This is a genomic window from Campylobacter sp. RM9331 (assembly GCF_020137685.1).
Classification (GTDB): domain Bacteria; phylum Campylobacterota; class Campylobacteria; order Campylobacterales; family Campylobacteraceae; genus Campylobacter_E.
In genome coordinates this window covers 1-4,240 of record NZ_JACGBA010000035.1, presented here as the reverse complement: position 1 = coordinate 4,240, position 4,240 = coordinate 1, and the positions used below count along the sequence as shown (strand labels likewise).

Annotated in this window: 2 rRNA genes; both read left to right on the top strand. The window is 39.5% G+C overall.

Annotated elements, in window-relative coordinates:
• The first annotated feature begins 390 nt into the window (after positions 1-390).
• Positions 391-3,302: ribosomal RNA gene (locus tag AVBRAN9331_RS09520) — 23S ribosomal RNA — on the top strand.
• Between the two features lie 116 nt (positions 3,303-3,418).
• Positions 3,419-3,535, top strand: a 5S ribosomal RNA gene (gene rrf, locus AVBRAN9331_RS09515).
• The last annotated feature ends 705 nt before the right edge of the window (positions 3,536-4,240 follow it).

The window sequence follows — 4,240 nt, the reverse complement described above, 5'->3', positions numbered from 1 at the left end:
AAAACTTAAACAGAGCATTTAAGCTAAATGTTCTTTCTAGGTTTTATTTAATTTAATTCTATGTTTATATATAGTTTCTAACCTAGTGTTATTTTATTTATCAATGTTAAGAGTCACAAGCAAGTAATATAAAACAATTTCATAAGCTTGTTAAAGGTAGTTATACTTAATCTCTTTCTTATTACATATATTTAAGTATATATAAGAAAAAGTTTTTAAGCATCACAGCTTAGACGCTTTCCGTCTTGAAGATTAAGATTAATAATTACATAAAAACTTTAGCAAGGAAGTAATGCGTTTTAGTAATACTAAAAACAATAACAATAATGCATGCAAATATATTTCAATTAATACTATTAATTGTAAAAATATTAATAACATTATTAACAAAGGTAAGCTAATAAGAGCAAATGGTGGATGCCTTGGCAGACAAAGGCGATGAAGGACGTACTAGACTGCGATAAGCTACGAGGAGCCGTCAAGGGGCATTAATTCGTAGATTTCCGAATGGGGCAACCCAATACATAGAGATATGTATTACCATATATGGAGCGAACGTTGGGAATTGAAACATCTTAGTACCAACAGGAAAAGAAATCAATAGAGATTACGCTAGTAGCGGCGAGCGAAAGCGTAAGAGGGCAAACCACTAGTTTACTAGTGGGGTTGTAGGACTGCAACAAAGACTAAGCAAAGATAGTAGAACAAGTTGGAAAGCTTGAGCGTAGAGGGTGATACTCCCGTACATAAAATCTTTACTTTACTTAGCAGTATCCTGAGTAGGGCGAGACACGTGAAATCTTGTCTGAAGCTGGGTCGACCACGATCCAACCCTAAATACTAATGTCTGACCGATAGTGTACAAGTACCGTGAGGGAAAGGTGAAAAGAACTGAGGTGATCAGAGTGAAATAGAACCTGAAACCATTTGCTTACAATCATTCAGAGCCCTATGTAGCAATACAGGGTGATGGACTGCCTTTTGCATAATGAGCCTGCGAGTTGTGGTGTCTGGCAAGGTTAAGCTAACGTGAAGCCGTAGCGAAAGCGAGTCTTAATAGGGCGATAAGTCAGATGCTGCAGACCCGAAACGAAGTGATCTATCCATGAGCAGGTTGAAGCTAGTGTAAGAACTAGTGGAGGACCCAACCGACGGCCATTGAAACGGCTCCGGATGACTTGTGGATAGGGGTGAAAGGCCAATCAAACTTCGTGATAGCTGGTTCTCTCCGAAATATATTTAGGTATAGCGTTGTGTAGTAGCTATAAGGGGTAGAGCACTGAATGGGCTAGGGCATACACCAATGTACCAAACCCTATCAAACTCCGAATACTTATAGTGTAATCACAGCAGTCAGGCGGCGAGTGATAAAATCCGTCGTCGAGAGGGGAACAACCCAGACTACCAGCTAAGGTCCCTAAATCTTATTTGAGTGGAAAACGATGTGAAGTTACTTTAACAACCAGGAGGTTGGCTTAGAAGCAGCCATCCTTTAAAGAAAGCGTAATAGCTCACTGGTCTAGTGATTTTGCGCGGAAAATATAACGGGGCTAAAATAAGTACCGAAGCTGTAGACCCAAGCTTAGCTTGGGTGGTAGGAGAGCGTTCTATAGGCGTTGAAGATGTACCGGTAAGGAGCGTTGGAGCGTATAGAAGTGAGCATGCAGGCATGAGTAGCGATAATTAATGTGAGAATCATTAACGCCGTAAACCCAAGGTTTCCTACGCGATGCTCGTCATCGTAGGGTTAGTCGGGTCCTAAGCAAAGTCCGAAAGGGGTATGCGATGGAAAATTGGTTAATATTCCAATACCAACATTATTGTGCGATGGAAGGACGCTTAGGGCTAAGCAAGCTAGCGGATGGAAGTGCTAGTCTAAGGTAGTAGGTTGTTATACAGGCAAATCCGTATAACATTAGACCGAGAACTGAAAGGCTTTCTGAAGTCTTCGGATGGAAGGAAGAATTGCTGATGCCGTCGAGCCAAGAAAAGTTTCTAAGTTTAGATAATGTTGCCCGTACCGTAAACCGACACAGGTGGGTGGGATGAGTATTCTAAGGCGCGTGGAAGAACTCTCTTTAAGGAACTCTGCAAAATAGCACCGTATCTTCGGTATAAGGTGTGGTTAGCCTTGTATTAGGATTTACTCCGAAAGCAAGGAAACTTACAACAAAGAGTCCCTCCCGACTGTTTACCAAAAACACAGCACTCTGCTAACACGTAAGTGGATGTATAGGGTGTGACGCCTGCCCGGTGCTCGAAGGTTAATTGATGGGGTCAGCAGCAATGCGAAGCTCTTGATCGAAGCCCGAGTAAACGGCGGCCGTAACTATAACGGTCCTAAGGTAGCGAAATTCCTTGTCGGTTAAATACCGACCTGCATGAATGGCGTAACGAGATGGGAGCTGTCTCAAAGAGGGATCCAGTGAAATTGTAGTGGAGGTGAAAATTCCTCCTACCCGCGGCAAGACGGAAAGACCCCGTGGACCTTTACTACAGCTTGACACTGCTACTTGGATAAGAATGTGCAGGATAGGTGGGAGGCTTTGAGTTATAGACGCCAGTTTATAATGAGCCATCGTTGAGATACCACTCTTTCTTATTCGGGTAGCTAACTAGCGTGAGTTATCCTCACGTAGGACAATGTCTGGTGGGTAGTTTGACTGGGGCGGTCGCCTCCCAAAAAATAACGGAGGCTTACAAAGGTTGGTTCAAAACGGTTGGAAATCGTTTGTAGAGTATAAAGGCATAAACCAGCTTAACTGCAAGACAAACACGTCAAGCAGAGACGAAAGTCGGTCTTAGTGATCCGGTGGTTCTGTGTGGAAGGGCCATCGCTCAAAGGATAAAAGGTACCCCGGGGATAACAGGCTGATCTCCCCCAAGAGCTCACATCGACGGGGAGGTTTGGCACCTCGATGTCGGCTCATCGCATCCTGGGGCTGGAGCAGGTCCCAAGGGTATGGCTGTTCGCCATTTAAAGCGGTACGCGAGCTGGGTTCAGAACGTCGTGAGACAGTTCGGTCCCTATCTGCCGTGGGCGTAAGAAGATTGAAGAGATTTGACCCTAGTACGAGAGGACCGGGTTGAACGAACCACTGGTGTAGCTGTTGTTCTGCCAAGAGCATCGCAGCGTAGCTAAGTTCGGATGTGATAAGAGCTGAAAGCATCTAAGCTCGAAGCCAACTCTAAGATGAATCTTCTCTTAAGGTCGCAGCAAGACTAGCTGCTTGATAGGTTGGGTGTGTAAGTGGTGAAAGCCATTTAGCTGACCAATACTAATAGACCGTCCGCTTACTTTAAATAAGCATTACTTCCTTGCTAAGGTTTATTACTTTAGTAAGTTTAAGAGTTTAAATTACTTGCTTTTAACATTGTTATTTAAGTTTATTAAATACTAATAGATTTAAATAACAATGTCCGTGATTATACAAATGTGGTAACGCCTTGTCCCATCCCGAACCAAGAAGCTAAGCACATTGTGGGTGATGATACTACGCCTTACTGGCATGGGGAAAGTAGCTCGTTGCGGACTTGTTAAAATCTTTTTTAACTCCTTTCTTTTTAATAATAATTGATTTTTATATACATATTTTTAGATTTAATTTTTTATTATATTTTTTTAATTGTAGAAACGGGATAGGGCTAAAAGGTAAGTTTTTATTGTTGCTTTCTTTTTTAGCTTTGTTTGGGTTTTTTAAAACCTTTACTTTAAATAATTTGCTTAATTATGTTTTTTAGTATGAGATTATAAAAATAGATATTTTAAAGTATTTACACAACATAGCTCTTGCTTTTTATATAGGTTTTTTATTTGCTTTAAGTAGTTTTAGTATATGCTAGAAGTATTTATAAGTTATATGTTTAAAATATTTATATGAGTATGCTTATTTAATTTAATTAGCTTTATATGTTTAAAGAATTATGTATTTAATAAGCTTAGGTGATTAATTGTTTTTTTAGGTAGTTAAAGTTAAATCAATATTAGAATAATATTTAGACGTAAGCCATAATCTCATATGAAAACATTATTAAAGTAATATGAGTGGTTGAAAAATAATATTGGTAGTAAAGGATTGTAATTAAATATTATTTTTTCTAATTTTAATTAAGTAATGTTATTGGTAGCAAATTTCTTATTTATGCTATCAAATCTTTATCTTTAATAAGCAATATTAGTAGTGAATGGGGTGTTTATACAATTAGGTTTATTTAAAACGAAGTTTATTTAAAACGAAGT